22 protein-coding genes are annotated in these 21,776 nt (G+C 70.1%); 7 read left to right on the plus strand and 15 right to left on the minus strand.

Annotation, left to right across the window (positions count from 1 at the left end; all coding sequences use genetic code 11):
- The 4 genes from HNR28_RS15700 to alaC all read right to left on the minus strand — a co-directional run bounded on the left by HNR28_RS15700 (position 1) and on the right by alaC (position 5,265).
- Positions 1-1,122: an ornithine cyclodeaminase gene (locus tag HNR28_RS15700; RefSeq protein WP_043683381.1), complete on the minus strand. Its 1,122-nt coding sequence runs from the start codon at positions 1,120-1,122 to the stop codon at positions 1-3.
- Between the two features lie 257 nt (positions 1,123-1,379).
- Positions 1,380-2,780 carry a threonine synthase gene (gene thrC, locus HNR28_RS15705; protein ID WP_043683383.1) on the minus strand — a complete coding sequence of 467 codons (1,401 nt, stop codon included), beginning with the start codon at positions 2,778-2,780 and terminating at the stop codon, positions 1,380-1,382.
- A complete protein-coding gene (locus HNR28_RS15710; RefSeq protein WP_151025395.1) occupies positions 2,777-4,081 on the minus strand; it encodes a homoserine dehydrogenase in 1,305 nt (434 codons plus the stop codon). Before HNR28_RS15710 ends, thrC begins: the two co-directional genes overlap by 4 nt.
- Positions 4,078-5,265 carry an alanine transaminase gene (alaC, locus tag HNR28_RS15715; protein ID WP_043683387.1) on the minus strand — a complete coding sequence of 396 codons (1,188 nt, stop codon included), beginning with the start codon at positions 5,263-5,265 and terminating at the stop codon, positions 4,078-4,080. Before alaC ends, HNR28_RS15710 begins: the two co-directional genes overlap by 4 nt.
- 229 nt (positions 5,266-5,494) lie before the next feature.
- On the opposite strand from alaC, the gene HNR28_RS15720 reads away from it, so the two are divergent.
- The 5 genes from HNR28_RS15720 to pdxA all read left to right on the plus strand — a co-directional run bounded on the left by HNR28_RS15720 (position 5,495) and on the right by pdxA (position 10,304).
- Entirely contained in the window at positions 5,495-6,307 is an 813-nt protein-coding gene (locus HNR28_RS15720; protein WP_170288525.1) for an alpha/beta fold hydrolase, read from the plus strand.
- Between the two features lie 185 nt (positions 6,308-6,492).
- A complete protein-coding gene (locus HNR28_RS15725; protein ID WP_170288524.1) occupies positions 6,493-6,942 on the plus strand; it encodes an Mth938-like domain-containing protein in 450 nt (149 codons plus the stop codon).
- On the plus strand, positions 6,939-7,409 hold the full coding sequence (locus HNR28_RS15730; protein WP_151025394.1) for a peroxiredoxin: 471 nt from the start codon (positions 6,939-6,941) through the stop codon (positions 7,407-7,409). The genes HNR28_RS15725 and HNR28_RS15730 overlap by 4 nt, the downstream gene beginning before the upstream one ends.
- A gap of 20 nt (positions 7,410-7,429) precedes the next feature.
- Complete coding sequence (locus HNR28_RS15735) at positions 7,430-9,292, plus strand: PhoH family protein (RefSeq protein WP_184143048.1); 1,863 nt, start codon at positions 7,430-7,432, stop codon at positions 9,290-9,292.
- Positions 9,273-10,304: a 4-hydroxythreonine-4-phosphate dehydrogenase PdxA gene (gene pdxA / locus HNR28_RS15740; RefSeq protein WP_151024427.1), complete on the plus strand. Its 1,032-nt coding sequence runs from the start codon at positions 9,273-9,275 to the stop codon at positions 10,302-10,304. Before HNR28_RS15735 ends, pdxA begins: the two co-directional genes overlap by 20 nt.
- A 96-nt stretch (positions 10,305-10,400) precedes the next feature.
- On the opposite strand, the gene HNR28_RS15745 is transcribed toward pdxA, so the two are convergent.
- The 9 genes from HNR28_RS15745 to HNR28_RS15785 all read right to left on the minus strand — a co-directional run bounded on the left by HNR28_RS15745 (position 10,401) and on the right by HNR28_RS15785 (position 17,544).
- Positions 10,401-11,771 carry a replicative DNA helicase gene (locus HNR28_RS15745; RefSeq protein ID WP_151024426.1) on the minus strand — a complete coding sequence of 457 codons (1,371 nt, stop codon included), beginning with the start codon at positions 11,769-11,771 and terminating at the stop codon, positions 10,401-10,403.
- Between the two features lie 193 nt (positions 11,772-11,964).
- Positions 11,965-12,420: a 50S ribosomal protein L9 gene (rplI, locus tag HNR28_RS15750; protein WP_043683416.1), complete on the minus strand. Its 456-nt coding sequence runs from the start codon at positions 12,418-12,420 to the stop codon at positions 11,965-11,967.
- Between the two features lie 16 nt (positions 12,421-12,436).
- Entirely contained in the window at positions 12,437-12,709 is a 273-nt protein-coding gene (gene rpsR / locus HNR28_RS15755; RefSeq protein ID WP_043683419.1) for a 30S ribosomal protein S18, read from the minus strand.
- 49 nt (positions 12,710-12,758) lie between these two features.
- Positions 12,759-13,052 (minus strand): primosomal replication protein N, encoded by a 294-nt coding sequence (gene priB, locus HNR28_RS15760; RefSeq protein WP_043683422.1) that lies wholly within the window; start codon positions 13,050-13,052, stop codon positions 12,759-12,761.
- Positions 13,053-13,071: 19 nt separating this feature from the next.
- The gene (gene rpsF / locus HNR28_RS15765) at positions 13,072-13,440 is read right to left on the minus strand and encodes a 30S ribosomal protein S6 (RefSeq protein ID WP_151024425.1); all 369 of its coding nucleotides are present in this window, start codon (positions 13,438-13,440) and stop codon (positions 13,072-13,074) included.
- Between the two features lie 214 nt (positions 13,441-13,654).
- Positions 13,655-14,467: a GTP cyclohydrolase FolE2 gene (gene folE2 / locus HNR28_RS15770; protein ID WP_043683426.1), complete on the minus strand. Its 813-nt coding sequence runs from the start codon at positions 14,465-14,467 to the stop codon at positions 13,655-13,657.
- Positions 14,464-16,326: a 1-deoxy-D-xylulose-5-phosphate synthase gene (gene dxs, locus HNR28_RS15775; RefSeq protein ID WP_151024429.1), complete on the minus strand. Its 1,863-nt coding sequence runs from the start codon at positions 16,324-16,326 to the stop codon at positions 14,464-14,466. Before dxs ends, folE2 begins: the two co-directional genes overlap by 4 nt.
- A gap of 25 nt (positions 16,327-16,351) precedes the next feature.
- Positions 16,352-17,269, minus strand: a complete 918-nt coding sequence (locus HNR28_RS15780; protein ID WP_151024424.1) for a polyprenyl synthetase family protein — start codon at positions 17,267-17,269, stop codon at positions 16,352-16,354.
- A complete protein-coding gene (locus HNR28_RS15785; protein ID WP_151024423.1) occupies positions 17,266-17,544 on the minus strand; it encodes an exodeoxyribonuclease VII small subunit in 279 nt (92 codons plus the stop codon). Before HNR28_RS15785 ends, HNR28_RS15780 begins: the two co-directional genes overlap by 4 nt.
- Positions 17,545-17,836: 292 nt before the next feature.
- Here HNR28_RS15785 and HNR28_RS15790 point away from each other — a divergent pair, with 292 nt between their 5' ends.
- Positions 17,837-18,994 carry an aromatic ring-hydroxylating oxygenase subunit alpha gene (locus HNR28_RS15790; RefSeq protein WP_151024422.1) on the plus strand — a complete coding sequence of 386 codons (1,158 nt, stop codon included), beginning with the start codon at positions 17,837-17,839 and terminating at the stop codon, positions 18,992-18,994.
- Between the two features lie 46 nt (positions 18,995-19,040).
- On the opposite strand, the gene HNR28_RS15795 is transcribed toward HNR28_RS15790, so the two are convergent.
- Both HNR28_RS15795 and HNR28_RS15800 read right to left on the minus strand, forming a co-directional pair.
- On the minus strand, positions 19,041-19,907 hold the full coding sequence (locus HNR28_RS15795; RefSeq protein WP_043683432.1) for a sulfurtransferase: 867 nt from the start codon (positions 19,905-19,907) through the stop codon (positions 19,041-19,043).
- 25 nt (positions 19,908-19,932) lie between these two features.
- Positions 19,933-20,808, minus strand: coding sequence for a DMT family transporter (locus HNR28_RS15800; protein ID WP_084330665.1), 876 nt, complete (start codon positions 20,806-20,808; stop codon positions 19,933-19,935).
- 80 nt (positions 20,809-20,888) lie between these two features.
- On the opposite strand from HNR28_RS15800, the gene htpX reads away from it, so the two are divergent.
- A complete protein-coding gene (gene htpX / locus HNR28_RS15805) occupies positions 20,889-21,764 on the plus strand; it encodes a protease HtpX (protein ID WP_043683435.1) in 876 nt (291 codons plus the stop codon).
- Positions 21,765-21,776: the final 12 nt, after the last annotated feature.

Consider the following 21,776-nt stretch of genomic DNA (forward strand, 5'->3'; position numbering starts at 1 on the left):
TCACGAGACCAGCGCGGGCCGGCTCTGCGGTTCGCCCCTCTGCTCGCCCCTTTGCTCGCCCCGAAGTTCGCCCTGCAGCCAGCCGTACAGGTCGCGCGGATCCGCCTGCCCCGGCGTGACCTCCACCCAGGTACCCACCTGGTGGGCCTCCGCCTGGGCCTGCAGGAAGCGCAGCGCGGAATAGTCCTCCAGCGCGAACCCGACCGAGTCGAACAGCGTCACCTGGTCCGCCCGCGTCCGCCCCGGCGCGTCGCCCGCCAGGACGCGCCACAGTTCGGTCACGGGGAAATCGGCCGGCATCTGCTGGATCTCGCCTTCCTTGCGCGTCTGGGGCGGGAATTCGACGAAGACCTCGGCCCGGCGCAGGATCGCCGGATCCAGCTCGGTCTTGCCGGGGCAGTCGCCGCCCACGGCATTCAGGTGCATGCCCGGCTCGATCAGGGCGTCGTCCAGCACCTGCGCCCGGCCCTGGAAGGCCGTCACGGTGGTGACGATGTCCGCGCCCCGCACGGCTTCGGCCACCGAATCGCAGAGCCGCACGGACAGCGGCCGCCCGGGCAGTTCGGCCGCCGCCAGATTGCGCGCCAGGCGTTCCGAGGCGCGGCGGTCCAGGTCGTGGAGACGCAGTTCGCGCACGCCCAGCAGGGTGGCGAAGGCCAGCGCCTGGAAGTCGCTCTGCGCCCCGTTGCCGATCAGCGCCATCGAATGGCTGTCGCGCCGCGCCAGGACCTGCGCGGCCAGGGCCGACATCGCGGCCGTGCGCAGCGCCGTGGTCAGGGTCAGCTCGCTCAGCAGGCGGATCATGCCGGTGTCGCAATCCAGCAGCGCGCCCATCGCCATGACGGTGGGCAGGCCGTGGCGCCCGTTGCCCGGGTGGCCGTTGACGCATTTGAAGCTGTAATGCGTGCCGTCGGTGATGGGCATCAATTCGATGGTGCCCTGCTCGGAATAGGCGGCGATGCGGGCTTCCTTGTCGAACTCGGGCCAGCGCAGGTAATCGGCCCGCAGCGTGCCGGCCAGGCCCCGCAGGCAGGCGGGCAGGCCCAGCACGCCGATCAGCCGGGCGACGTCGTGGGTGTCCAGGAACAGGGTGCGGGGCAGCACCGGAGCGGGGGCGTGCATGGCGTGTCTCCTTGGGATGTGATGTTCTGCATGCAGTGTGGCCCAAGGGTAAGACAATGTATATCGCCAATCCTGCCGCTATTCCGCCATGAAACTGGCAGAACGGCACAAGGAATTGGACAGAGTGATCAGTGCGGTCCGCTTCCGCCCGTTCCGCCGTTCATTTTTCCGCCCGTTCTTCCGCCCGTGCCGATGCGCCGCATCCGGCGGCGCGCACGCGCCGCCGGACCGCTCCGGCTCCGGGACGGGCGGCCGCGCTACAGCGCGTGGCGATGCACGTAGTCGGCCACCAGGCGGGCGTCGCAGTCCATGACCTCGACGCGCTGGGGCAGCCGGTCCAGGTCGCGCAGCGCGGCCGGGACTTCCGGCGATTCGCCGGTGGCCTCGACGATGGTCTCGGCGAACTTGGCCGGCAGGGCCGTTTCCAGCACCAGCATGGGCACGCCGTCCTCCAGGTGCTCCAGGGCGACCTTCACGCCGTCGGCCGTGTGCGGATCGATCAGCACGCCGGTCTCGCGGCGGATGTCGCGGATGGTGCGCAGGCGGTCGGCGTGGGTGCTGGCGCCCGCCACGAAGCCGTAGCGCTCCGTGAACGCCGGCCGCAGGCCGGACAGATCGAACTGCCCGGTGGTGCGCAGTTCCTCCATCAGCGCCTGCACGCGGGCCGGATCGCGGCCCACCAGGTCGAAGACGAAGCGCTCGAAGTTCGAGGCGCGCGAGATGTCCATCGACGGGCTGGAGGTGGCGTGCGTCTGGCTGGCCGCGCGCGGCCGGTAGACGCCGGTGCGGAAGAATTCTTCCAGCACGTTGTTTTCGTTGGTGGCCAGCACCAGGCGGCGGATCGGCACGCCCATCTCGCGCGCGATGTGGCCGGCCAGGATGTTGCCGAAATTGCCCGAGGGCACGGCGAAGGACACCGGCTCGCCGGGCCCCTGCGTGGCCCGCAGCCAGCCCCAGACGTAGTACACCACCTGGGCGGCGATGCGCGCCCAGTTGATGGAATTGACGGCGCCCAGACGGTGGGCGCTCTTGAAATCCAGGTCGCCGGCCAGCGCCTTGACGATGTCCTGGCATTCGTCGAACACGCCGCGCACGGCGATGTTGTGGATGTTGGCGTCCTGCAGCGAGTACATCTGGGCGCGCTGGAAGGCGCTCATGCGGCCGTGGGGCGACAGCATGAACACGGCCACGCCGCGCTTGCCGCGCAGCGCGTATTCCGCCGCCGAGCCGGTGTCGCCGGAGGTGGCGCCCAGGATGTTGAGCGTCTGGCCGCGCCGCGCCAGCACGTATTCAAAGACCTGGCCGAGGAACTGCATGGCCATGTCCTTGAAGGCCAGCGTCGGCCCTTCGGACAGGCCCAGCAGCGACAGGCCCGGGCGCAGCGGCTTGACCGGCGCGATGCGCGGGAACACGTCGGGCGCGTAGGCCGCGTGCGTCATGCGCGACAGGTCGCCGGGCGCGATGTCGTCGATGAACAGGCCCAGCACGCGGGCCGCCAGGTCGGCGTAGTCCAGCCCGCGCCAGGATTCCAGGGTGGCCGCGTCCAGCTTCGGCAGGGTTTCGGGCAGCGTCAGGCCGCCGTCGGGCGCCAGGCCTTCGAGCAGGATGTCGCAGAAAGGCTGCGGGGCCATGCCGCCCCGGGTGGACAGGTATTTCACGTGATGTTCTCCACGCGCAGGCGGGTCACGTCCGAACGCACGAAAGGCAGGCCATGGATCGCGCGCAGGGCCTGGTCCACGTCGCCCTCGCGCGCTTCGTGGGTGAGGAAGATGATGTCGGCCTGGTGCTCGCCGTGGGGCTGCTGGAACATCGAGCCCACGGAAATGCCGGCGTCCGACAGCACGCGCGCCAGGTCGGCCAGCACGCCGGGGCGGTCGTCCACCCGCAGGCGCAGGTAGAAGCAGGTGCGCACGTCCGCCATGGGCAGCACGGGAATGTCGGCCATGGCGTCGGGCTGGAAGGCCAGGTGCGGCACCCGGTGCTCGGGGTCGGCCATCTGCAGCCGGGTCACGTCGACCAGGTCGGCCACCACGGCCGAGGCCGTGGGCAGCGCGCCCGCGCCCTGGCCGTAGTACAGCGAAGGGCCGACCGCGTCGCCGCGCACCAGCACGGCGTTCATGGCGCCTTCGACGTTGGCCAGCAGGCAGTGGTCGGGCACCAGGGCGGGATGGACCCGCAGCTCGATGCCTTCCGGGCGGCGGCGGGTGATGCCCAGCAGCTTGATGCGGTAGCCCAGGCGCTCGGCGTGGACGATGTCCTCGGAGGCCAGGCGGGAAATGCCTTCGATGTAGGCCTTGTCGAACTGTACCGGAATGCCGAAGGCCAGCGAGGCCAGCAACGTGAGCTTGTGGGCCGCGTCCACGCCCTCGATGTCGAAGGTGGGGTCGGCCTCGGCGTAGCCCAGGCGCTGGGCCTCGGCGAGCACGGCGTCGAAGGGCAGGCCGCGCTGGCGCATCTCCGACAGGATGAAATTGGTGGTGCCGTTGATGATGCCGGCCAGCCACTGGATGCGGTTGGCCGTCAGGCCCTCGCGGATCGCCTTGATGATGGGGATGCCGCCGGCCACGGCCGCCTCGAAGGCGACCATCACGCCGCGCGCCTGGGCGGCGGCGAAGATCTCGTTGCCGTGCACGGCCAGCAGGGCCTTGTTGGCCGTGACCACGTGCTTGCCCTGGGCGATGGCTTCCAGGATGCAGTCGCGGGCCACCGTGTCGCCGCCCATCAGCTCGACGATGATGTCGATGTCCGGGTCGCGCGCCAGGGCCATGCCGTCGGTGGTGACGGCGACGTCCGGCCCCACCAGCGCGCGCGCCTTGGCCACGTCGCGCACCGCCACCGCGGCGACCTCGATGCGCCGTCCGGCGCGCCGGGCGATCTCGCCGCCGTTCTGGGCCAGGACCGTCCAGACGCCGCCGCCGACGACGCCCAGGCCGAGCAAACCTACGCGGATCGGTTTCATTTGAGCAGCCCGTCCTTGCGGAACATGTCCTTGATGCCGCGCACCGCCTGACGGGTGCGCTGTTCGTTTTCGATCAGGGCGAAGCGCACGTATTCGTCGCCGTATTCGCCGAAGCCGATGCCGGGGGACACGGCGACCTTGGCGTCGGCCAGCAGGCGCTTGGAGAATTCCAGCGAGCCCTGGGCGCGGTAGGGCTCGGGGATGCGCGCCCAGATGTACATGGACGCCTTGGGCACGTCCACCGGCCAGCCGGCCTCGTGCAGGCCGCGCGCCAGCACGTCGCGGCGGCTGCGGTACTGCTCGACGACTTCCGCCACACAGTCCTGGGGCCCTTCCAGGGCGGCGATGGCCGCCACCTGGATGGGCGTGAAGGTGCCGTAGTCGTGGTAGCTCTTGATGCGCGCCAACGCGTTGACCAGCTCGCGGTTGCCCACCATGAAGCCGATGCGCCAGCCGGCCATGTTGTAGCTCTTGCTCATGGTGAAGAATTCCACCGCCACGTCGCGCGCGCCGGGCACCTGCATGATGGACGGCGCCACGTAGCCGTCGAAGGTGATGTCGGCGTAGGCCAGGTCGTGCACCACCAGGATGCCGTGTTCGCGCGCCAGCGCCACGATGCGCTCGAAGAAGGACAGCTCCACGCACTGGGCCGTGGGGTTGCTGGGGAAACCCAGGATCATCATCTTGGGCTTGGGGATGGTCTCGCGCACCGCGCGCTCGATCTCCTCGAAGAAATCCAGTCCGGGCGTCATCGGCACCGAGCGGATGTTGGCGCCGGCGATCACCGCGCCGTAGATGTGGATCGGGTAGCTGGGATTAGGCACCAGCACCGTGTCGCCCCGGTCCAGCGTGGCCAGCATCAGGTGGGCCAGGCCTTCCTTGGAGCCGATGGAGACGATGGCCTCGGAATCCGGATCGATGTCCACCCCGTAGCGGCGCTCGTACCAGGTCGAGATCGCGCGGCGCAGGCGCGGGATGCCCTTGGACACCGAATAGCCGTGGGTGTCGGGGCGGCGGGCGACTTCCACCAGCTTGTCGACGATGTGCTGCGGCGTGGGGCCGTCCGGATTGCCCATGGACATGTCGATGATGTCCTCGCCGCGCCGGCGTGCGGCCATCTTGAGTTCCCCGGTGATGTTGAACACGTAGGGGGGCAGGCGCTCGATGCGCGGAAAGCTCGTCATGATGGTCCTCGGCAGGTGGGCTGGAGTCGTGCGGATGGATGCGGTGCAGCAAACTCGATAATCTATCGCATGCGTCCGCGACTCGCAAATGGGCGGGCTGCAATGGGCGGACGGGGACGACGATCTCGACGAGCCGGCAGGAAATCCGGCGGTTCCCCGGAATACAATGGTCGGCCTGCACCGGCGCGGCCATCCGCCCTCCGGGCGGCCGTTGAACGAGGAACCGCCCATGACGCAATCGCTCCGCCTGGTTCTTGCCCTGCTTGCGGCCGGCATCGCCCTCGCCGTGTCCGGCGGCGCGCGGGCGCAGGCGCCGGCGCCGAAGATCGGCGTGGTGGTGATGCACGGCAAGGCCGGCTCGCCGGGCCGGCACGTGGCGGAACTGGCGGCCGCGCTGGAGGCCAAGGGTTGCCTCGTCGCCAATCTCGAAATGCCGTGGTCGGGACGGCGCAACTATGACGTCGGCGTCGCCGCCGCCGAGCGGGAAGTCGCCGCCGCACTGGACGCCTTGCGTGCGCGCGGCGCGCAGAAGCTGTTCGTCGGCGGACACAGCCAGGGCGGGCATTTTGCCCTCTACCTCGGCGGCCGGCTGCCGGTCGATGGCGTGATCGCCATCGCGCCGGGAGGCAATTCCAACAGTCCGCAAGCCCGCGAACAGGTGGGCGAGGCCGTGGCCCTGGCTCGCAAGCGGGTCGGCGAAGGCCGGGGCGAGAGCAGGACGCGGCTCGTGGACTACGAGGGTGCGCGCGGCGCCTATCCCGTCGCCGTGGCACCGGCGGTCTATCTCGACTGGTTCGCCCCCGACAGCCCGTTGAACCGGGTGAAGCCGGAGCACGCGCTGAACCCCGCCGTGCCGGTCCTGTTCATCGTGCCGACCCGGGACTATCCGGGTCTGCTCAAGGTCAGGCAACAGCGATTCGCCGCCCTGCCGCCGAATCCGCGAACCGAGCTGTACCAGCCGGAGGCCAGCCACACCGGCGCGCCCTCGGCGTCGATCGACCGGATTGCCGAGTGGATGGCCGCCGTGGCAGGGGCCCGCTGAGCGGCGCAGGATGCGCACGGCGCAACACCCATGCAGCCGATTTTTCAACGCCTGGGAGGAAGCCGGCCGCTGCACGCCGGCGCTCCCCGCCCGCGGGCTCCGGTCCCGCGGGGAAAGCGCTCCGGCCCCCGGCACGATCGCCCGATCGATTGCGCTATCATCACGAGGAACACCGGAGCTTGCCCGTGCTATTGCAAAAAGACCTGAATCCCGCGCTCAACACCGTCACCGCCTACGGCGACGGCTTCCTGGAAATCAATCGGGTCCGCTACGACGGCGCCATCTGCTTCGCCCCCGAAGGGCCGGTGCGCGGCCTCGCCCTGCGCGGCGTCGCCGACATCGATGCCGCCTTCCTGCAGGACCTGGTCGGCCTGAAGCCGGCCGCGCGCGATCCGCTCGCCTTCCTCGACGACGCGGCGCCCGCCGCCGAGCTGCCCCCGGGCGCGCCCGAGGTCCTGCTGATCGGCACCGGCCCGCGCCAGATCTTCCTGCGTCCCGAAGTGCTGCGGCCGCTGCTGGCGCTGGGAATCGGCATCGAAACCATGACCACCCAGGCCGCCGCCCGGACCTACAACATCCTCATGTCCGAGGAACGGCGCGTGCTGGCCCTGCTGCTACCCGGAGACCCCTCATGACCCCCATCGCCATCGGCCGCCCGCTGCCGCCGCTCACCGCCGAAACCACCCAGGGATCCTTCGACTCCGCCGCCCTGCACGGCAAGCCCTTCGTGCTGTACTTCTATCCCAAGGACAACACCCCCGGCTGCACCACCGAGGCGCAGGATTTCCGCGACCGCCACGCGCAGTTCCTGGCGCTGGACTGCCAGATCTTCGGCATTTCCCGCGACACCCTGAAATCCCATCAGGGCTTCGCCGACAAGCAGTGCCTGCCCTTCCCCCTGATCGCCGATTCCGACGAGGCCCTGTGCGCCCTGTTCGGCGTGATGAAGCAGAAGAACATGTACGGCAAGCAGGTGCGCGGCATCGAGCGCAGCACCTTCCTGGTCGACCGCCAGGGCGTCCTGGTCCAGGAATGGCGCGGCGTGCGCGTTCCCGGCCATGCGGACGAAGTCCTGCAGGCCGCGCAAAACCTGGCCGCCTAGGGCCTGTCACAGGAGCCTACATGCCCCTTCCGAAACCGCCGGCCCGCCCGGGCGACATCATCGAAACCGCCGTCCGCGCCGCCCCGCGCGAGACGGCCCCGGCCCCGGCCGTGCCCGGCCCCGCCCTGGACACCTCCCGCTCCGCGTCCCGCGGACGGGGGTCGAAAGCCCGCCCGCTCGCCGCCATCCTGTCCAGGCCCGCCGGGCGCGCGGCGCCGGCCGCGCCTGCGCCCGCTCCCAAGCCCGCCCAGGCCTCCACCCCCGCCCAGGCACCCGCCCGCGCACCAGCCCCCGCCGCGGCACCGGCGCCCGCCGCGGTGCCGGCCCCCGCCACGGCCGCGGTGCCGGCCGCCCCCGCCCGGACCGCCCGGGCGCCGGCCACGGACAAGCCCGCCCCCGCGAGTCCGGCGCCGGCCGGCGCGGCGCCCGCTCCGGCCCGCCCCGCCGCCGCCCGCGCACGGCCGAAACGCCTGCCCACGGCGCAGCGCAAGCTGTTCGTGCTGGACACCAACGTGCTGCTGCACGATCCCTCGTCCCTGTTCCGCTTCGCCGAGCACGACGTCTTCCTGCCCATGATCGTGCTCGAAGAACTCGACCACCAGAAAAAGGGCATGTCGGAAGTCGCGCGCAACGCCCGCCAGGTCAGCCGCCACCTGGACCAGCTGATCGGCACCGCCGATCTGTCCAAGGGGGTTCCGCTGGATGCGCTGGGCAATGCCGACGCCCTGGGCTCGCTGTATTTCCAGACCCGCCCCACCGACACGCGCCTGCCCCTGGAACTGCCCATGGGCAAGGCCGACAACGTGATCCTGGGCATCGTCCACGGCCTGCGCGAGGAAAACCCCAAGCGCGAGATCGTGCTGGTGTCCAAGGACATCAACATGCGCCTGAAGGCGCGGGCGCTGGGCCTGCCGGCCGAGGACTACCTGAACGACCACGTCCTGGACGACTCCGACCTGCTCTACGACGGCGTCATGCCGCTGCCGGAAAACTTCTGGAACAAGCACGGCAAGGACATCGAATCCTGGCAGCAGAACGGCCTGACCTGGTATCGCGTGCGCGGACCGCTGTGCGGCCAGTTCATCGTCAACGAATTCGTCTACTACGAAGGCGAGATGCCGCTGTACGCCCAGGTGCGCGAAGTCACGGGGAAAAGCGCCGTGCTCTCCACCCTGCGCGATTTCAGCCACGCCAAGAACAGCGTCTGGGGCATCACCACGCGCAACCGCGAGCAGAATTTCGCCCTCAACCTGCTGATGAACCCGGACATCGACTTCGTGTCGCTGCTGGGCCAGGCGGGCACCGGCAAGACCCTGCTGGCCCTGGCCAGCGGCCTGGCCCAGACCTTCGAGACCAAGCGCTACACCGAAATCATCATCACCCGCGCCACCGTGCCGGTGGGCGACGACATCGGCTTCCTGCCCGGCACCGAGGAAGAAAAGATGCTGCCCTGGATGGGCGCGCTGGAGGACAACCTGGAGGTCCTGCACCAGGGGGCGACGGGCGCGCTCGGCGCTCCCGGCAGCGGCAACGGCCAGGACTGGACCAAGACGCCCGCCATGGACCTGATCCGCTCGCGCATCAAGGTCAAGTCCATGAACTTCATGCGCGGGCGCACCTTCCTCAACAAGTTCCTGATCATCGACGAGGCCCAGAACCTGACGCCCAAGCAGATGAAGACCCTGGTCACCCGCGCGGGCCCCGGCACCAAGATCGTCTGCCTGGGCAACATCGCCCAGATCGACACGCCCTACCTCACCGAGGGCAGTTCGGGGCTGACCTACGTGGTGGACCGCTTCAAGGGCTGGCCGCACGCCGGCCACATCACCCTGCAGCGCGGCGAGCGCTCCCGCCTGGCGGACTATGCCAGCGACGCCCTCTGATCCCGGCATCCCGGCCGCGCCCGCCGGCGCGCCCCTGGCCATCACGCTGGGGGACGCCGCGGGCGTCGGCCCGGAGCTGATCGCACACCTGTTCGCGGAAGGCCTGCCCCACCCCACCGTGGTCTACGGCGACGTGGGCGCCCTGCGGCGCGCCTGCCGTGCACTGGGGCTGGACGGCCGCCTGGAGATCCGTCCGCTGGACGCCCCCGGCGCGGGCACGACGCAGGGCGTGATCGGCGTACTGAACCGCTGGGACGCGCTGCCGGCCGACCTGCCCTGGGGCCGCGAGGACGCCCGCGCCGGGCGCGGCGCCTACGAATACCTGTGCCACGCCATCGACGACGCCCTGGCGGGCCGCGTGCGGGCGCTGGTGACGGCGCCGCTGCACAAGGGCGCGCTGCACGCGGCCGGCATCGATTTCCCCGGCCACACGGAAATCCTGGCGCAGCGCAGCGGCACGGCGGACTACGCCATGATGCTGGCCAACGACGAACTGCGCGTGCTGCTGGTGACCATCCACATCGCCCTGGCCGCGGTACCGGCGGCGCTCAGCGCCGCGGCCGAACTGCGCGCCATCCGCCTGGCGCAGCGGGCCTGCCGCCAGGCCGGCATCGCCCGGCCGCGCATCGCCGTGGCGGGCCTGAATCCGCACGCGGGCGAAGGCGGCGCCTTCGGCGACGAGGAAGCCCGCCACATCGCGCCGGCCCTCGCCGCCGCCCGCGCCGAGGGCCTGGACGCCACCGGCCCCTGGCCGGGCGATACCGTGTTCATGCGCGCCCGCCGGGGGGAATTCGACATCGTGGTCGCCCAGTACCACGACCAGGGCCTGATCCCGGTGAAGTACCTGGGGCTGGACGAAGGGGTGAACGTGACCGTGGGCCTGCCTTTCGTGCGCACCAGCGTGGACCACGGCACGGCCTTCGACATCGCCGGGCGCGGCCTGGCCGACCCGGCTTCGCTGCGCGCGGCGGTGCGCATGGCGCTGAAAATGACCGCGGCGAATCCGGGCTGATCCGCCCCGAATGCCGCTGTGCCGCCCATCGTGCCGGTGGCGGGACCGCCGCGGGCGGGCCGCCGGTCTCGGGGATCAGAATCCCGCCGCCGCCGATCAGAACGCGGGCGCCGCCGAGAAATTCAGGAAGCGCGTGCTGGAGCCCTGGAAGGTCAGGCGCACCGTGCCGATCGGGCCGTTACGCTGCTTGCCGATGATGATCTCGGCCGTGCCCTTGTCCGGCGAATCGGGGTTGTAGACCTCGTCGCGGTAGATGAAGATGATCACGTCGGCGTCCTGCTCGATGGCGCCGGATTCGCGCAGGTCGCTCATGACGGGCCGCTTGTTGGGGCGCTGCTCCAGGCTGCGATTGAGCTGCGACAGGGCGATCACCGGGCAGTTCAGCTCCTTGGCCAGGCCCTTCAGGGACCGGCTGATCTCGGAGATTTCGGTGGCGCGGTTTTCCCCGCCCGAGCCGGACATCAGCTGGATGTAGTCGATGATGATCAGGCCCAGCTGCCCGCACTGGCGCGCCAGCCGCCGCGCCCGCGCGCGCAGTTCCATGGAACTGAGCGCCGGGGTCTCGTCGATGTAGATCTGCGCTTCCTCGACCTTCTGCACGGCGTGGGTCAGGCGCGGCCAGTCGTCCTGGTTCAGCTTGCCGGTGCGCATGCGGTGCTGGTCCAGCATGCCGACCGAGCCGATCATGCGCATGGCCAGCTGCACGGCGCCCATTTCCATGGAGAACACGGCCACCGGCAGGCCCTGCTCGATGGCGACGTGCTCGCCGATGTTCATGGAAAACGAGGTCTTGCCCATGGACGGCCGCCCGGCCACGATCACCAGGTCGCCGGCCTGCAGGCCCGAGGTCATGCGGTCCAGGTCGTTGAAGCCGGTGGGCACCCCGGTCACGTCGGAATCGCCTTCGCGGTGATAGAGCTCGTCGATGCGCTCGACCACCTGGGCCAGCAGCGGACGGATCTCCTGGAATCCGGCCATGCCGCGCGCACCTTCCTGGGCGATCTGGAACACGCGGGACTCGGCCTCGTCGAGGATCTGCCGGGCTTCCTTGCCCTGGGGATTGAAGGCGGCCGAGGAGATCTCGTCGGCGATCGAGACCAGCTTGCGCAGCATGGACCGCTCGCGCACGATCTCGGCGTAGCGGCGGATGTTCGCCGCCGAGGGCGTGTTGTGCGCCAGCGCGTTCAGGTACTGCAGGCCGCCGCATTCGTCGGACTTGCCGGCCGTGGCCAGGGATTCGTGGACCGTGACGACGTCGGCCGGCCGCGCCAGCGCCACCAGCCGGGCGATGTGCTGCCAGATCAGGCGGTGGTCGTAGCGGTAGAAGTCGTCCTCGGTGAGGACGTCGGCGACCCGGTCGAAGGCGGCGTTGTCCAGCAGCAGCCCGCCCAGCACCGACTGCTCGGCCTCGATGGAGTGCGGCGGCACACGCAGGTAATCCAGTTGCGCGTCGGCTTCGATTTCCAAACCCTGTCCTCGATACGGGGGCGCGGCACGGCGCCCGATGAAAGGCCCCCGCGCGGCGCGGGCCGGCGGCGGGCCGCCCGGATCCGCCGAAGCGCGCCGGGCGAATGAAAAAGGGCCGGCGCAATGCCGGCCCTTTCAGCGGCGCCGCGCCATTCCCATCGTGAGAAATGTAGCACGGCGGCGCGGCGGTGCCTCAGGCCATTTCGCCCTGCACGTTGATCGTGATGTCGGCCACCACGTCGGCGTGCAGCGCAACCTGCAGCGGGAACTCGCCCACGGCCTTGATGGCGCCGTCGGGCATGCGGACCTGGGCCTTGTGCACGTCGGTGAAGCCGGCGGCCTGCAGCGCGGCGGCCACGTCCATGTTGGTGACCGAGCCGAACAGGCGGCCGTCGACGCCGGCCTTCTGGCTGATGGTCAGCACGTAGCCGGACAGCTTCTCGCCCACGGCCTGGGCCGCGGCCAGCTTTTCGGCCTGGTGCTTTTCGAGTTCGGCGCGGCGGGCCTCGAATTCCTTCAGGGCGGCGTCGGTCGCGCGGCGGGCGATCTTCTGGGGGATCAGGTAGTTGCGGGCGTAGCCGTCGCGCACACGAACCACGTCGCCGAGGTTGCCGAGATTGACGACTTTTTCAAGCAGGATGACTTGCATGACGGGAGACCTCGGATCAGTTGTGGTTGTCGGTGTACGGCAACAGGGCCAGGAAGCGCGCGCGCTTGATGGCGGTGTCCAGCTGGCGCTGGTAGTGCGCCTTGGTGCCGGTCAGGCGGGCCGGGATGATCTTGCCGTTTTCCTGGATGAAATCGCGCAGGGTGTCCAGATCCTTGTAGTCGATCTCTTCGACCTTGGCGACGGTGAAGCGGCAGAACTTGCGGCGCTTGAACAGCGGATTCTGCTGCCCGAACTTGCGCTTTTCCTTGGTTTTCTTGAAGTAAGCCATGATGGTTGCCTTTATCTCTCTAGGGCCGGGCCCTGCCCGGCATGTTCATTCAGTGTGCCTGCGCGATCCGCTGGATGTGGAACACCAGCCGGTCCGAGCCCTGCCGGAGGGGCGCCAGGAATCCGACGGCCTGGACCAGCGCGCCGATCGGCGTCCCGGCCAGTTCCCGGGCCACGTCCCCCAGGGCCACCGCCTGCAGTTCCATGCGGACGGTGCGGGGGGATCCGGCTTCCAGGACCTCGGATTCGTGTGCCATCCGGAGCCGCAGCACCGGCGTGCCCGCCGGCGTGTGGCGCAGCGGCTCGGCCTCGGCCACGCGCGCTGCGATTTCGACCCGGTTCACGGAATGCGCGGGCTCCGGATCAGGAATTCGTAGACTCGGTGGCGGTCGCCTTGCGGGCTTCCTCGCGCTCGACCGACTTCATCATGATCGACGGCTCGGTGTGGGCGTGCCTGGTCTTGACGAACAGGTGGCGCAGGATCGCGTCGTTGTAGCGGAACGAGTGTTCGAGTTCGTCCAGGGCGGCCTGGCCGCACTCGATGTTGAAGCACACGTAGTGGGCCTTGACGAGCTTCTGGATCGGGTAGGCCAGCTGGCGGCGGCCCCAGTCCTCGACGCGGTGGATCTGGCCGCCATTGCTGGTGACCATGGCCTGGTAGCGCTCGATCATGGCGGGCACCTGCTCGCTCTGATCGGGATGCACGATGAACACTACTTCGTAGTGGCGCATGTAAGACTCCTTGTGGATATCTGTGGTGTGGACAGACAGCCCGCCGGCACGATGCGAAATCCCGTCCTGGGAATCACGGACACGCCAAAAATCGGCATGCCACAAGCACGGTCGAGCAAGTAACCCGGCATTCTAGCACATCGGCCGGGGTGAGGGAGTGGACGGCGCGCATCGTCCCTCCGAGGGGTGACGCGCCGGCGTTCCGGCGCCGGCGCTAGGCGCTGCGCACCACCGCGTAGGCGGAATGGTTGTGGATGGACTCGAAGTTTTCCGCCGTGACCTGGTAGGACGCCACGCCGGGCAGGCGCTGCAGCATCACGGCCACGTCGCGCACCAGGTCCTCGACGAATTTCGGGTTCTCGTAGGCGCGCTCGGTGACGAACTTTTCGTCGGCGCGCTTGAGCAGCCCCCAAAGCTCGGACGAGGCCTGCGATTCCACGCCGCGGATCAGCGCGTCCAGGTCCACGGCATCGACCGCGTCGTATTCCAGGTCCACGCAGACGTGCGAGCGCTGGTTGTGGGCGCCGTAGTCCGAGATCGCCTTCGAGCACGGGCACAGGCTGGTCACCGGCACCTGGACGGACAGGGAAAAGCGCGGCGCCTCGCCGCGGCGCACGCCGACGCGCCAGCGTACCTGGTAGTCCATCAGGCTGCGCACGCCCGACACCGGCGCGGGCTTCTCGATGAAATAGGGAAAGCCGGCCGCGACGTCGCCCGCGTCGGCGTGCAGCAGGTCGAGCATGGACCGCGCCAGGGCGCACAGGGCCGCGGGCGTCATGGGCTCGCCGCGGTGCGCTTCCAGCAGGGCGATGAAGCGCGACATGTGCGTGCCTTTTTCGTCGGCCGGCAGGGCCACGGTCATTTCCCAGTCGGCGACGGTCGCCTGGGGCCGGCCGGCGCCGGACGCGACCACCAGGGGGTGGCGCACGCCGCGCACGCCCACCCGTTCGATGGCGATGCGGCGGGTGTCGGGTCCGCTTTGCACGTCCGGCATCGACATCGCCACCGGATCCAGCAGGGTGTTCATGAAGCATTCCTTTTCAAGCGCTGGCGTATCGACGCCTCGATTCCACCGGCATCCAGGCCGAGCCCGGCGAGGATGGCCTTCTGGTCCCCGTGATCGATGAATTCGTCCGGCAGGCCCAGCTGCAGGATCGGGCGGACGATCGCCTCCCGGTTCAGCCATTCGGCCACGGCGCTGCCGGCGCCGCCCATGACGGCGCCCTCCTCGACCGTGACGAACAGGCCGTGGGTGTCGGCCAGCCGCCGCAGCAGGGCCTCGTCCAGCGGCTTGACGAAGCGCATGTCCACCAGCGTGGCGTCCAGCGCCTCGGCCGCCCGCGCGGCTTCTGGCAGCAGCGTGCCGAACACCAGCAGCGCCACGTCCCGGCCCTCGCGCCGCACCACGGCGCGGCCGAGTTCGACCGGCTCCAGGCTGTCGCCGGGATCGGCGCCGCAGCCCGCGCCGCGCGGGTAGCGCACCGAGGCCGGGCCGGGATGGAGGAAACAGGTGTTGAGCAGCAGCCGGGCCTCGCGTTCGTCCGAGGGCGTGGCGATCACCAGGTTCGGGACGCAGCGCAGGTAGGCGATGTCGTAGTTGCCGGCGTGGGTCGCCCCGTCGGCGCCGACGATGCCGGCCCGGTCCAGGGCGAAGGTCACGTCCAGGTTCTGCAGCGCCACGTCGTGGATCAGCTGGTCGTAGCCGCGCTGCAGGAAGGTGGAGTAGATGGCCACCACGGGCTTGCAGCCCTCGCAGGCCAGGCCGGCGGCGAAGGTCACGGCGTGCTGCTCGGCGATGCCGACGTCGAAGTAGCGCCGCGGGAACCGGCGCTCGAACTCGACCAGGCCGCTGCCTTCGCGCATGGCGGGCGTGATGCCCATCAGGCGCGCGTCGGCGGCGGCCATGTCGCACAGCCAGGCGCCGAAGACCTGGGTGAAGGTGCGGCGCGCGGGTGTGGCGGGCTTCTGGATGCCGACCGAGGGATCGAACTTGCCCGGGCCGTGGTAGAGCACCGGATCGGCCTCGGCCAGCTTGTAGCCCCGGCCCTTGCGCGTCACGACGTGCAGGAACTGCAGGCCGCCGAGCCGGCGCAGGTTTTCCAGGGTGGGGATGAGCACGTCCAGGTCGTGGCCGTCGATCGGGCCCATGTAGTTGAAGCCCAGTTCCTCGAACAGGGTGGCCGGCGACAGCATGCCCTTGGCGTGGCCTTCGAGCTTGCGCGCCAGCGCCAGCACGGGCGGCACGTGCTGCAACATGGCCCGCCCCATGTTCTTGGCGCGGGCGTAGAACTGGCCCGACAGCAGGCGGGCGAAGTAGTAGTTCAGCGCGCCCACCGGCGGCGAGATCGACATGTCGTTGTCGTTCAGCACGACCAGCAGATTCACGTCGGGGGTGACGCCGGCGTTGTTCAGGGCCTCGAAGGCCATGCCGGCCGTCATCGCCCCGTCGCCGATCACGGCGACGTGCTGGCGATCGATGCCGGCGTTGCGCGAGGCCACGGCCATGCCCAGCGCGGCGGAGATCGAGGTCGAGGAATGCGCCGTGCCGAAGGCGTCGTACGGCGATTCGGCGCGCCTGGGGAAGCCCGAGATCCCGCCGCGCTGGCGCAGGCCGGCCATGGCCTCGCGGCGCCCGGTGAGGATCTTGTGCGGATAGGACTGGTGGCCCACGTCCCAGACCAGCCGGTCGTGGGGCGTGTCGAACGCGTAGTGCAGCGCCAGGGTGAGCTCGACCGTGCCCAGGTTCGAGGACAGGTGGCCGCCGGTGCGCGACACGGAGTCCAGCACGAACGCGCGCAGTTCGACGGCCAGGTCCTTGAGCTCCCGGCGGTCCAGCCGGCGCAGGTCCGCCGGCGACTGAATGCCTTCCAATAGTCTAGTCATGATGCCTTGGATGCAGGGTCTGTCCACGCTAATGGGACCTGCCGATGATGTAGTCGGCCAGCTCGCGCAGGCGGCAGGCCGACGGCCCCAGCGGCAGCAGCGCGGCGCAGGCCTGCTCGCGCAGGCCGGCCAGCAGTTCGCGCGAGCCGTCCAGCCCCATGATGGAGACGTAGGTCGGCTTGCCCTGGGCGGCGTCCTTGCCGGCGGTCTTGCCCAGGGTGGCCGAATCGGCGGTCACGTCCAGGATGTCGTCCACCACCTGGAAGGCCAGGCCCATGGCCGAGGCGTAGGATTCCAGGCCGGCGCGCACGGTGCTGCTGGCGCCGGCCACCACCCCGCCCAGCAGCACGCTGGCTTCCAGCAGGGCGCCGGTCTTCATGCGGTGCATGTGCTGCAGCGCCTCGATCGGCAGGGCCTGGCCGACGCTGGCGCAGTCGATGGCCTGGCCGCCGACCATGCCCTCGCTGCCCGCCGCGCGGGCCAGCAGCCGGACCGCCTGGACCGTCAGGGCCGGCGCGATGGGCATCTGCGCCAGGCAGTCGAAGGCCAGGGGCTGCAGCGCATCCCCGGCGAGCATGGCGAGCGCCTCGTCGTCGAACTGGCGATGCACGGTGGGCCGGCCGCGCCGCAGGTCGTCGTCGTCCATGCAGGGCAGATCGTCGTGGATCAGCGAATAGGCGTGGATCAGCTCCACGGCGGCGGCGGCGGCGTCCAGCGCCAGATCCTGCGCGGCGGCCGTGCCGTTGGGAGTGCGGCTGGCTTCGCCGGCGGCGTAGACCAGGGCGGCCCGCACCCGCTTGCCCGGCCCCAGGACGGCATAGCGCATGGCTTCGTGCAGGCGCGCGGGATCGTCCTCGGCGGGCGGCAGCAGGTCGTCGAGCACCGCCGCGGTGTGGTCCACCCGCTCGCGCAGCCAGGCGTCGAAATTCCCCGCGACAGCGCTCATGTCGCGTCCCGCGCCGCGGCGTCGTCGAAGGGCTGGAGCAGCTGGCCCTGGAGCACCTGGACCTGCTGCTCGACGGCTTCCAGCCGCCGCTGGCACACCTGGGCCAGCGCCACGCCGCGCTGATACAGGGCGATGGACTCGTCCAGGCCCAGGTTGCCGTCGTTCATGCGGCCGGCCAGGTCCTCGAGTTCGGCCAGCGCCGTCTCGAAGTCCTGGGGCAATGGATCGGCGGGCCGGGATGGCGGGGCCGGCGGCGGGGTTTGATCGTTGACCATGGGTTTCATCTGAGCATTCCAGACTGGATTGTACGGGAACCCCGCCGGACCATGAAACCGCCCCGGGCCCGATCATCTGCGGGGTGGGGTACAATTTCGACCCCTGCCCCGGACCGGGCTTCACGTGGTGCCGGGGCCATGCGGTCCGGCCGCTTTTCGCGGCCGACCGGCTCGGGCGTTTTTCTTCGCGCCGACCCGGCCGCCGTCCATCCCCCGCCCCGACCGCCGGAACCGCCGGTGCCGGGACGTCCCGGCGGCGCTCCGGGCGGTTCCATTCTTGCGGGGGGAACCAATGACCAACCCTTACATCCCTTCCGGCGCCGATCTGGCCAGCCAGCTTCCGGTCCACCACTACTTCGATCCGGCCGTCCTGGCCCGGGAACGGCGCCACATCTTCGAGCGCAGCGCGTGCTACGTGGGCCACGAGAAGATGGTGCCCGACCCCGGCGACTGGCGCACCCTGGCCCACGAGGGCGGCGGCCGGGTCCTGCTGCGCGACCGGACCGACGTGCGCCTGCTGTCGAACGTCTGCCGCCACCGCCAGGCCCTGATGCTGGGCAGCCAGACGGGGCGCGACGCCGATTGTTCGGCCGGCAACCTGTGCGCCACGGGCGGGCGCATCCTGTGCCCGATCCACCAATGGAGCTACGACACCCAGGGCCGGCTGCTGAACGCCCCGCTGTTTCCCGAGAAACCGGACCTGCGGCTGCGGGAATTCCCGCTGCGCAACTGCCATGGCCTGCTGTTCGAGGGCGCGCGCGATCCGCTGGGCGACCTCGGCGGCCTGTTCGAGCGGCCGGAATTCGATTTTTCCGACTACGTGCTGGACCACGTGGAAGTCCACCCCTGCCACTACAACTGGAAGACCTTCATCGAAGTCTACCTGGAGGACTACCACGTCGGCCCCTTCCACCCGGGGCTGGGGCGCTTCGTCACCTGCGACGACCTGGAATGGGAATTCGGCGAATTCCACAGCATGCAGCGCGTCGGCGTCCACCAGGCCCTGGGCCAGCCCGGCACCGAGGTCTACCGCCAGTGGCACGACCGCCTGCTGCAGTACCGCTCGGGCGCCGCGCCCGATTTCGGCGCGATCTGGGTGACGTATTTTCCCACCCACATGATCGAGCTCTATCCCCACGTCCTGGTGCTGTCCACGCTGCACCCCGTCAGCCCCCAGGAGACCGTCAACGTGATCGAGTTCTACTACCCCGAGGAAATCGTCGCCTTCGAGCGCGAATTCATCGAGGCCCAGCGCGCGGCCTACCTGGAGACGGCGATCGAGGACGACGAGATCGGCGAGCGCATGGACGCCGGCCGCCGCGCCCTGATGGAGCGCGGCGAAAACGAATGCGGCCCCTACCAGAGCCCCCTGGAGGACGGCATGGCGCACTTCCACGCCTGGTACCGCCGCATGATGAACCCCGTCACGGATCAGTTCCCTGCGGACTGATCCGTGCCTGGTGAATCGGAGCGCCTTGCAAGGCGCGAGGCGGGAGTCAATCGCCTTTCGCCACCGGCCGGGCGGCGTCGGCGCACCATTCGCTCCAGGATCCCGGATACAGGGCCGAGCCGCGCAGGCCGGCCAGTTCCATGGCGAAAAGGTTGTGGCAGGCGGTGATGCCCGAGCCGCACTGATGGACGATGCCGCGGTCCAGCCGGCCGCCCAGCAGGGACTCGAATTCCGCGCGCAGTTCGGCGGCGGGCTTGAAGCGCCCGTCCGGGCCCAGATTGCGTTCAAACGGCCGGTTCAGCGCCCCCGGGATGTGCCCCGGCACCGGATCGATGGGCTCGACCGCGCCGCTGAAGCGCTCGGGCGCGCGCGCATCCAGCACCGTGAAGCGCGGCTCGTCCAGGTTGGACAGCACGGCGCGGGCATCGACCACGGGCATCGAGGGCTTGCCCGAGAGGACCAGCCCCTGGATCGCCTGCGCCTCGCTCAGCGAGGGCGCGCGCGCGCCGGTCTCGACGGCGCCGCCGGCCGCCAGCCAGGCGGCCCAGCCGCCGTCCAGCACCGAGACCGATTCGTGCCCCAGCCAGCGCAGCATCCACCACAGGTGCGCCGCGAACATGGCGTTGCCGGCGTCGTAGACCACCACGTCGGTGCGGGCCGTCAGGCCCTGGGCCCGCATCAGGGCGGCGAAATCGGCGCGATCCGGCAAGGGGTGGCGGCCGTTGCGCCCGGTCTTGAGGGCGCACAGCTGGGTTTCGTGGTCCAGGTACAGGGCCCCGGGGATGTGGCCCGCTTCGTAAGCCCGCCGGCCCGCCTGATGGTCCGCCAGGTCGTGGCGCACATCGAAGACCAGGCAGCCCGGCCGGGTCAGGCGCTCGCGCAGGGCCTCGGGCTGAATCAGCAATGCGGTCATGACGGGTTTACCTCCTTCGTGAAAACTAGGCCGCGCCGCGGACGCCCCGCAGGGCGCGCGCCTCGGTGTATGTGCGCCAGACCGACAGCAGGCCGGAACCGATGATCAGCGCCATGCCGGCCCAGGCCAGCGGCGCCGGCCGGTCGCCCCAGAACAGGACGCCGATCAAGGCGGCAAAGATGATGGTCATGTACTGCAGCGCCGCCGTCAACAGGGTAGACCCCAAGCCGAAGGCCCGGGTCATGGCCAGCTGGCCCACCAGCCCCGCCACGCCCAGCCCGACGAGCGCCAGCAAGGCCAGGGGGTCCGTGGTGCGCCAGCCCTGCAGCGCGATGCCGCCCAGGCCGCTCAGGCAGACGCCCAGGGAGAACAGCAGCACCGTGCGCCATTCGGGCTCGCCGATCTGGCCCAGCTGGCGGATCTGCATCATGGCGACGGCCGCCAGGCCGCCCGCCCCCAGCCCCATCAGGGCCGCGATCCACTGGTCGTGCTGAATGCTGGGGCGCAGCACGCCCAGCACCCCGAGAAAACCCGCCAGCACGGCCAGCACGCGCACCGGGTCGCGCTGCGCGCCGCCGAAGAACAGCATCCAGCCGGCGATGAACAGCGGCGCGGTGTAGTTCAGGCTGACGGCCGTGGGCAGGGGCAGGCGGGACAGCGCGAAGAAGCCCAGCCACATGGACGTGATGCCGCTGAGATTGCGCCAGACGTGCAGGCGCCAGCTGGACGGACGGATCGTGCGCCGCGTGGCGCGCGCCCAGAAATACAGCAGCAGGACGGAGGGGATGCCACGGAACAGGACGATTTCCGGCAGCGTGGCGCCGATGTCGGCGGCGACCTTCACGAAGGCCCCCATCGCGGCGAACATGGCGCAGGCCAGCAACATCCACAAAGACTGCATGCGTCACCACGACACGAACAGGAAGCCGATACTATACACTTTGGCCATCATCGTTCCTTTCCTGCGGAGCCCTGCCCCACATGAAGCGCATCATCCTGTTCCTCGCGACCAATCTGGCGGTCGTGCTGGTGCTCAACATCGCCATGAACCTCCTGGGGGTCGGGCGCTATCTCACGGCCAACGGCATCGATCCGGCCGCATTGCTGGTCTTTGCGGCGCTGGTGGGCTTCACCGGCTCGTTCATCTCGCTGCTGATGAGCAAATGGATGGCCAAGACCAGCACCGGCGCCCGGGTCATCGATCCCCAGGCGCCGCGCGACCGGCGCGAGGCCTGGCTGGTGGCCACCGTGCACCAGCTGGCCGACCGGGCCGGCATCGGCCGCCCCGAAGTCGCCATCTACGAAGGCGCGCCCAACGCCTTCGCCACCGGCGCCTTCCGCAACGAGTCCCTGGTGGCGGTGTCCACCGGCCTGCTCTCGTCCATGACCGAGGAGGAAGTCACCGCCGTCCTGGGCCACGAAGTCGCCCACATCGCCAACGGCGACATGGTCACCCTCACCCTGATCCAGGGCGTGGTCAACACCTTCGTCATCTTCCTGTCGCGCCTGGTGGGCTACTTCATCGACCGCGCCGTGCTCAAGAACGAACGCGACGTCGGCATCGGCTATTACGCCAGCGTCTTCGTCTGCGAGATCCTCTTCGGCGTGCTCGCCTCGATCATCGTCGCCTGGTTCTCCCGCCGGCGCGAATTCCGCGCCGACGCGGGCTCGGCGCACCTGCTGGGCGCGCGCGAGCCCATGATCCGCGCGCTCGCCCGCCTGGGCGGGATCGAGGCCGGCGAACTGCCCAAGTCCTTCGCCGCCTCGGGCATCACGGGCGGCGCCCTCGGCGCCCTGTTCGCCTCGCATCCGCCGATCGAACAGCGCATCGAAGCCCTGCGCCGGCAGGCGGCCTAGGGCGGGCACCGG

The organism is Castellaniella defragrans (assembly GCF_014203015.1).
Lineage (GTDB): Bacteria > Pseudomonadota > Gammaproteobacteria > Burkholderiales > Burkholderiaceae_B > Castellaniella > Castellaniella defragrans.

Excerpts from the sequence above, each read along its gene's own strand:
- HNR28_RS15700 (WP_043683381.1), bottom strand. The coding sequence starts at position 1,122 with ATGCACGCCCCCGCTCCGGTGCTGCCCCGCACCCTGTTCCTGGACACC.
- HNR28_RS15710 (WP_151025395.1), bottom strand. The coding sequence starts at position 4,081 with ATGAAACCGATCCGCGTAGGTTTGCTCGGCCTGGGCGTCGTCGGCGGC.
- alaC (WP_043683387.1), bottom strand. The coding sequence starts at position 5,265 with ATGACGAGCTTTCCGCGCATCGAGCGCCTGCCCCCCTACGTGTTCAAC.
- HNR28_RS15720 (WP_170288525.1), top strand. The coding sequence starts at position 5,495 with ATGACGCAATCGCTCCGCCTGGTTCTTGCCCTGCTTGCGGCCGGCATC.
- HNR28_RS15730 (WP_151025394.1), top strand. The coding sequence starts at position 6,939 with ATGACCCCCATCGCCATCGGCCGCCCGCTGCCGCCGCTCACCGCCGAA.
- HNR28_RS15735 (WP_184143048.1), top strand. The coding sequence starts at position 7,430 with ATGCCCCTTCCGAAACCGCCGGCCCGCCCGGGCGACATCATCGAAACC.
- pdxA (WP_151024427.1), top strand. The coding sequence starts at position 9,273 with ATGCCAGCGACGCCCTCTGATCCCGGCATCCCGGCCGCGCCCGCCGGC.
- rplI (WP_043683416.1), bottom strand. The coding sequence starts at position 12,420 with ATGCAAGTCATCCTGCTTGAAAAAGTCGTCAATCTCGGCAACCTCGGC.
- rpsR (WP_043683419.1), bottom strand. The coding sequence starts at position 12,709 with ATGGCTTACTTCAAGAAAACCAAGGAAAAGCGCAAGTTCGGGCAGCAG.
- rpsF (WP_151024425.1), bottom strand. The coding sequence starts at position 13,440 with ATGCGCCACTACGAAGTAGTGTTCATCGTGCATCCCGATCAGAGCGAG.
- folE2 (WP_043683426.1), bottom strand. The coding sequence starts at position 14,467 with ATGAACACCCTGCTGGATCCGGTGGCGATGTCGATGCCGGACGTGCAA.
- HNR28_RS15780 (WP_151024424.1), bottom strand. The coding sequence starts at position 17,269 with ATGAGCGCTGTCGCGGGGAATTTCGACGCCTGGCTGCGCGAGCGGGTG.
- HNR28_RS15785 (WP_151024423.1), bottom strand. The coding sequence starts at position 17,544 with ATGGTCAACGATCAAACCCCGCCGCCGGCCCCGCCATCCCGGCCCGCC.
- HNR28_RS15790 (WP_151024422.1), top strand. The coding sequence starts at position 17,837 with ATGACCAACCCTTACATCCCTTCCGGCGCCGATCTGGCCAGCCAGCTT.
- HNR28_RS15795 (WP_043683432.1), bottom strand. The coding sequence starts at position 19,907 with ATGACCGCATTGCTGATTCAGCCCGAGGCCCTGCGCGAGCGCCTGACC.
- HNR28_RS15800 (WP_084330665.1), bottom strand. The coding sequence starts at position 20,808 with ATGCAGTCTTTGTGGATGTTGCTGGCCTGCGCCATGTTCGCCGCGATG.
- htpX (WP_043683435.1), top strand. The coding sequence starts at position 20,889 with ATGAAGCGCATCATCCTGTTCCTCGCGACCAATCTGGCGGTCGTGCTG.